Consider the following 5,233-nt stretch of genomic DNA (forward strand, 5'->3'; position numbering starts at 1 on the left):
GTGTAAAAGAGATGATCCATAAAGACCTTGAGATTGCCAAACGGGATAAATTGTGTTCAGATTCAGGTTATCCGGTTTGTTCATACCACGAGTAAGCTTAATGCCACTGTTTCTGAGAAAATCTCAAAAACAGAGCCAATAGAACATATTGTAAAAAAATAAAAACCTTATTAAATAACAGTATGATATCATAAATATGAAAAAAAATGATAAAATATATATTGCGGGACATAAAGGTATGGTGGGCTCTGCCATATGGCGAACATTAAAAAAACAAGGCTTTCCAAGGCTCATAGGTAAAACCCATGATGAGATGGATCTCACATCTCAAGGTGAAGTGAATGACTTTTTTAAAAGGGAAAAACCTGACCATGTTATTCTTGCCGCAGCAAAAGTTGGAGGTATTCAGGCCAACAATACAATGCCCGCAGAATTTATATACCAAAACCTTATGATAGAGGCCAATATAATAAATGCTTCATGGTGTTCAAATGTTTCAAAACTGCTTTTCTTAGGTTCTTCCTGCATATATCCCAAAATGGCAAAACAGCCCATGGCGGAATCTGCCCTTATGACCGGACCACTGGAACCCACCAATGAACCCTATGCCGTGGCTAAAATTGCCGGTATAAAAATCTGTGAATCCTATAATCGCCAATATGGAACGGATTTTAGAAGTATCATGCCCACCAACCTTTACGGCCCTGGAGACAACTTCAATCAAGATACCAGTCATGTAATCCCGGCACTTATGGCACGCTTCCACAATGCCAAAATGCAAAACAAAAAAAAGTTATTGTTTGGGGTAGTGGTAATGCCAAACGGGAATTTTTATATGTGGAAGATATTGCAAAGGCATGTATAGATCTTATGATGGCAGATAAAGATATTTATGATGAGTATACAGAACCCATGTGCTCACATATAAACGTGGGCAGCGGTGTTGAATGTACCATAGGGGAGCTATCGGCAATGATGGCAAGGGTTACTGGTTTTTCCGGCAATATTGAATTTGATTCATCAAAACCCGATGGTACCCCCAGGAAACTGCTGGACATATCAAAACTCATTTCCTTTGGGTGGGCACCTTCTGTTTCCCTTGAAGTGGGTTTAAGAAAGACGTATAGTTGGTATATGGAGCATAAAGTAAGCAATCAATAAACTCCACCTTGTAATATTTTAAACGAACATGGCCGGATTATAGTTCCATTGATCAAAATGAGCCTATACTCTTTTAAATAGATAAATCATTTAAATTATCATTAAAAACTCAGATGGAGAAGTAATAATGAATGCCCAACCACAGGAAAAGCCCCTGATGAACATGGGAGAGTATCTTGAACTGGAAAGAAATTCAAAGATCAAACATGAGTATTTTAATGGTGAAATCTTTGCGATGGTGGGAGCCAAAAAAAATCATATCCTCATTGGTGCCAATCTTACAGCAGAGTTGCGGAATAGATTTAAAGCAAAAAATTCTACCTGTAAAGTGCTGCCAAATGATATGCGGGTTAAAATAGATAATGATAAAGGTTATACGGGTTATACCTATCCCGATATTGCCATTACTTGTGGTAGTATTGAATTTGAAGATAACGAATTTGATACCCTTACCAATCCAATTGTTATTATTGAAATCCTTTCCGATTCCACCGAAGCATTTGATAGAGGTGATAAATTTGCCTATTATCGTGGAATCCCGACACTTAAGGAATATATCCTTGTTTCACAGAAAAGATGTCGAATTGAAAAATTTGTTCGAGAAAATGACGGTCTTTGGAGCCTGTTTTTATATGAAGAGATAAAACAGACAATGAAAATAGACTCCATCGACTGTGAGTTGCCATTATCTGAAATATATTGGGAAATTGAATTTTAATTACCCATTAATTAACCCTACCCATTAAAAAAAACGCCGATATCCCAAAGGACATTTAAAGTGATTCCTTTAACAGAAATGAAAATCATACAAATCGACATCACCAACGCCTGTATCAACCGCTGTTCCAACTGTACAAGGCTCATAGGTCACCACAAAAAACCATTTTATATGGATATGGATACATTCAAGCTGGCTGCGGATTCCCTTGTGGATTTTCCTGGAATTGTGGGTATGATCGGCGGTGAACCCCTTCTACATCCTGATTTTGAAGAGATGGCACTCTATCTTGCTTCCACAAGACCCGACAAAAAGAAAAGGGGCCTCTGGTCAACGATTCCCGAAGGAAACCGGTATGGTGCACTCATAAAAGAGGTCTTTGGCACCCAGTATTTCAATGACCACACAGTAAACACAATAAAGCACCAACCTGTCCTTGTGGCTGCAAGGGAGATGATTTCAGATGAAAAGAAAATGTGGGAATTCATTGATAACTGCTGGGTTCAGCGACTTTGGTCTGCCACCATAACCCCAAAGGGTGCATATTTTTGTGAAGTAGCAGCAGCCTTTGATATGCTCTTTGACGGAAACAGGGGATGGAAGATAGAACCTGGATGGTGGCACCGCACACCTGAGCAGTTTGGAGAGCAGAAAAAACATTGGTGCCCTAAGTGTGGGTGTGCAATTCCCCTTGAAAGACGTACAAGTACCGAGGGAAAAGATGATATCTCTCAAGGTAACCTGAAGGCACTTGAAGGGATAGGTTCACCTGGTGTAAAAAAGGGAAGAACAATCCTTTATAATAAAGGCCTTTCAGAAGAGTGGCATCCTGATTATAACTGGTATATGTCTGAAATAGATAAAGAAGAAGAAAAAAAATACAGAAAGCGTATTGCAGACAGGCTTTGTACCTGAAATGACTTAATACCGGGGAATAAATCATGTGGTTAAACGCATCCTGTTTTCTTGAATTTCAAATGTCGGTTCCAACCCCATTTTTGCTAATGCTTCGCCCCCGTAGTGGATGGCAGCAGTGGATCGCACGGGAAGAGTATGTTTTGTCGCCCAGCGTACCGGTGGTGGAGTTCACCGATTCCTTCGGCAATCTGTGCCAACGAATAGTTGCACCAGCCGGACATTTTTCTGTGCGTACATCCGTTGATATCGAAACTGCGGAGGCATCGGACACTGCACCCGGGGCACCATTTGTCGAAGTGCAACATTTACCCAATGAAGCCCTGCCTTTCCTCTATCCAAGCAGGTATTGTGAGTCAGATCGTTTCACAAATATGGCTGCATCACTTGTGACGGGGCGAATATCTGGCTATGATCAATGTAGTGCCATTGTTGATTATATAAGAGATGCAATACGTTATACCCCTGGTGACGGACAGCAGATAATCAGTGCCTCCGAGCTAAACCAGCTTGGACACGGAGTATGCCGGGACATGGCACATTTGGGTATTGCTTGCTGCCGAGCACTATCAATACCTGCACGCATGGTAGTTGGCTACCTTGAAGCACTTGAACCCATGGATCTACACGCCTGGTTTGAGGCCTATGTTGGAAATAGATGGTACACATTCGATCCCACACAAACCGATCTAAAGGGGGGGCGTGTAGCAATCGCTTTTGGTCGCGATGCAGCCGACGTTGCCATCTACACGCAATTTGGTGACCCAGTGGAACTGCTTAATATGGATGTTAGAGTACAACAGATGTCCGGCCCGCCCTACTGAATCAAAATTCAATGATAAGATGCTATGAAGTCATAAAACCTTTATGGCAAAATTCAACGGCCACCCCAGAACCATTAAAATAATGAGTGGAATTTTTACGGTAAAGATAAGTATATAACTGGAATCGCCTTCTTGAGGAATCAAAGGATTTGACGTTAAGGCCAGGTTCAGTGAGTTGAAGCAATCTCAATATCAAAAAGAATCATTAAGTTCTCTTTTAAGCTTTCAATAAGTTGAGCAGGAAGCCTGCCTATTTTTTTAGACAAGCGTTTGTTGTCAATGGCTCTTATCTGATCCATCATAATATCACAGCTTTGATGGACACCGGCTACTCCCTTTTCAATATGGACTCTTAATATTCGGGCTTCTTTTTTAACATTTGTAGTTATGGGACATATTAGTGTCGAAGGATGAGATATCTCATTTAAGAAATCAGTTTGTAAAATGACAACCGGTCTTGTTTTACCAGGCTCTGTTCCAACACGGGGATTGAGATCCGCCACCCATATTTCATATTGATGAACCGTCATATTCAATACCTTCAAACTCTTTTAATACAGAAATGGAATTATCCTTTACCAAATCAGATTCCCTTGCAAGCTCTCTTTTAATGATTTCTCGCTTATTCATTCTATTATAATATGTCAAAGCCTCATTAATATAACGGTTTCTGGGCTTTTGTACTATGGAAAGAATTTCCTCAGTCTCGCCAAATATTATGTCATCAATTTTCAGTGATACTGTTTTCATTTTATACCTCCACAATATGTTTCAAACAAATACCTTTAAAGCATACTTTTATCATATACCCTCATAGAATATCCAAATCATCAAAAAAAATCAATTAGGAACAGGGTTTAAATAACTTGCCCACTTGGAATAACCCTGTAATTCCAAGCGGGTAAGACTTCATCAAATACGATTTTCATGTTTTCTTTGAAACCTTCAGCGACCTTTCGACCGGTTTCATAGACCTTATCCACGATTTGGACAGTCGCTTTCAAACCTTTTCGTGTTTCAGTTTTTTCCATCAGCTCTTTGACAATTTGCATATTTTTAAAAACTACCCCCTGACATGCCCTTGTAACATGAGGAAATAAACGATGTTCAATGGGGTTGTATTTAGAACAATAAGGAGGATAGTGTGCAATTCGTATTTCGATCCCAATTTCATCAACAAGTTTTTGGAGATCCTCTTTAAACAGGTAATGGCGACTGCTGTTGCTTCCACCGCCATCGCATAATATAAGGATTGAAGGTGTCCTTTCGGCAAGCATGCGTGACTTGAAGCATTTTTCGATGATATACTCCAGGCACTTAGCGTGATCCAGATCACCAGATGTCGGCATTTCAGCCCACCGTGCCTGAACACTCTTGAATGAAGTTGTTACCACAAGCTGTTTATCCGAAAAAGGTGATGGGAATTGAGCTATCGGTATGAAGGCGCTGTAATGTGACAGCAACCTCAAATCAATATAGTAAATGCTTGATTTGACTCACCGTTTGCGGGGAAGTTCCGTTTGCTGAAGGCCCTTGAATGAGGCGCTTCACACGTGGATTTCTAACCGGAAGAGGATGGGATTCTGATAGCAATTAATAAGGTATGCTGTGAGCC

General features: G+C 40.4%; 7 protein-coding genes and 1 pseudogene. 5 read left to right on the forward strand and 3 right to left on the reverse strand.

Annotated elements, in window-relative coordinates:
- Window positions 1-238 precede the first annotated feature (238 nt).
- The 5 genes and pseudogenes from MTBBW1_RS30135 to MTBBW1_RS27000 all read left to right on the forward strand — a co-directional run.
- A pseudogene (locus tag MTBBW1_RS30135) lies at window positions 239-715 on the forward strand (NAD-dependent epimerase/dehydratase family protein); the annotation flags it as partial.
- Between the two features lie 122 nt (window positions 716-837).
- Window positions 838-1,161 (forward strand): Rossmann-fold NAD(P)-binding domain-containing protein, encoded by a 324-nt coding sequence (locus MTBBW1_RS30140; RefSeq protein WP_281255702.1) that lies wholly within the window; start codon window positions 838-840, stop codon window positions 1,159-1,161.
- 127 nt (window positions 1,162-1,288) lie between these two features.
- Entirely contained in the window at window positions 1,289-1,879 is a 591-nt protein-coding gene (locus MTBBW1_RS26990; protein ID WP_080810054.1) for a Uma2 family endonuclease, read from the forward strand.
- Between the two features lie 60 nt (window positions 1,880-1,939).
- Window positions 1,940-2,794, forward strand: a complete 855-nt coding sequence (locus MTBBW1_RS26995) for a radical SAM protein (RefSeq protein WP_080810057.1) — start codon at window positions 1,940-1,942, stop codon at window positions 2,792-2,794.
- A gap of 62 nt (window positions 2,795-2,856) precedes the next feature.
- Window positions 2,857-3,618 carry a transglutaminase family protein gene (locus MTBBW1_RS27000; protein ID WP_245809579.1) on the forward strand — a complete coding sequence of 254 codons (762 nt, stop codon included), beginning with the start codon at window positions 2,857-2,859 and terminating at the stop codon, window positions 3,616-3,618.
- A 167-nt stretch (window positions 3,619-3,785) separates the two neighbouring features.
- Here MTBBW1_RS27000 and MTBBW1_RS27005 read toward each other — a convergent pair whose 3' ends face one another.
- The 3 genes from MTBBW1_RS27005 to MTBBW1_RS27015 form a co-directional block, all read right to left on the reverse strand.
- Complete coding sequence (locus MTBBW1_RS27005) at window positions 3,786-4,148, reverse strand: type II toxin-antitoxin system PemK/MazF family toxin (protein ID WP_080810061.1); 363 nt, start codon at window positions 4,146-4,148, stop codon at window positions 3,786-3,788.
- Window positions 4,129-4,368: a hypothetical protein gene (locus tag MTBBW1_RS27010; protein WP_080810064.1), complete on the reverse strand. Its 240-nt coding sequence runs from the start codon at window positions 4,366-4,368 to the stop codon at window positions 4,129-4,131. Before MTBBW1_RS27010 ends, MTBBW1_RS27005 begins: the two co-directional genes overlap by 20 nt.
- Before the next feature lie 107 nt (window positions 4,369-4,475).
- Window positions 4,476-4,967 (reverse strand): ISAzo13-like element transposase-related protein, encoded by a 492-nt coding sequence (locus MTBBW1_RS27015; RefSeq protein ID WP_222424198.1) that lies wholly within the window; start codon window positions 4,965-4,967, stop codon window positions 4,476-4,478.
- Between the last annotated feature and the right edge of the window lie 266 nt (window positions 4,968-5,233).

This window comes from Desulfamplus magnetovallimortis, assembly GCF_900170035.1.
Taxonomy (GTDB): domain Bacteria; phylum Desulfobacterota; class Desulfobacteria; order Desulfobacterales; family Desulfobacteraceae; genus Desulfamplus; species Desulfamplus magnetovallimortis.

Coding starts and splice junctions, on each gene's coding strand:
- MTBBW1_RS27015 (WP_222424198.1), bottom strand. CDS start 4,967: ATGCCGACATCTGGTGATCTGGATCACGCTAAGTGCCTGGAGTATATC.
- MTBBW1_RS26990 (WP_080810054.1), top strand. CDS start 1,289: ATGAATGCCCAACCACAGGAAAAGCCCCTGATGAACATGGGAGAGTAT.
- MTBBW1_RS27000 (WP_245809579.1), top strand. CDS start 2,857: ATGTCGGTTCCAACCCCATTTTTGCTAATGCTTCGCCCCCGTAGTGGA.
- MTBBW1_RS27010 (WP_080810064.1), bottom strand. CDS start 4,368: ATGAAAACAGTATCACTGAAAATTGATGACATAATATTTGGCGAGACT.
- MTBBW1_RS27005 (WP_080810061.1), bottom strand. CDS start 4,148: ATGACGGTTCATCAATATGAAATATGGGTGGCGGATCTCAATCCCCGT.